Genomic DNA, 816 nt, shown 5'->3' on the forward strand with positions numbered 1-816 from the left:
TGGACGGCGGCGACGGCAAGGACAAGCTGAACGGCGGGGGCGGTAATGACACTCTGATTGGTGGCGGCGATAATGACATCCTGAACGGCGGCACTGGCGACGATTACATGCACGGCGGCAACAAAAAAGATGTTCTGTCTGGCGGCGATGGCAATGACGAAATGAAGGGCGGAGGTGCCCGGGATATCCTGAACGGCGATGCTGGCGATGATAACATGGGCGGCGGCGGCGGCACGGACGATGTGTTCGGGGGCGACGGCAATGACCGGGTCAGCGGCGGCAACGGCACAGACACACTGACCGGCGACAATGGAGACGACGTTCTGAAAGGGGGGGGCGGCAACGACAACCTGGCGGGCGGCGATGGCAATGACGTGCTGGCCGGTGGCAATGGCGATGACGTCCTGACCGACACCAGTGGCGACGACAACATGAATGGCGGGCGCGGCAATGATACCCTCATCGGCGGGACAGGCGACGACAGGCTGAAAGGCGGCAGCGGATCGGATGTCTTCGTGTTCAGCACCGGCGACGGGAGCGACGTGATCAAGGATTTCGACGCCACCGATGACGCCGAGGTTCTTGACCTGTCCGCAGTTACAGCGATCACCAGCTTCGCTGACCTGACGGACCCAAGCAGCAACCATATCCGTCAGGACGGCAATGATGTGGTGATCACTGATGGTGCCGGATTGGAAATAGAGCTGCGCAATGTGGATCTGTCAGACCTCGACGCCAACGACTTTATCTTCTGACCCTACCCGACCGCGTTTTGCCGGTGCAGGGCCGTTGCGGTGTGAAACAACGCAGCGGCCA

Annotated in this window: 1 protein-coding gene; it reads left to right on the forward strand. The window is 61.3% G+C overall.

From position 1 onward, the window contains the following. The coding region (locus tag FOY56_RS23425) for a calcium-binding protein (protein WP_146348545.1) at window positions 1-755 on the forward strand (755 nt) is incomplete at its 5' end. Window positions 756-816: the final 61 nt, after the last annotated feature.

Source organism: Falsiphaeobacter marinintestinus (genome assembly GCF_007923355.1).
Lineage (GTDB): Bacteria > Pseudomonadota > Alphaproteobacteria > Rhodobacterales > Rhodobacteraceae > Phaeobacter_A > Phaeobacter_A marinintestinus.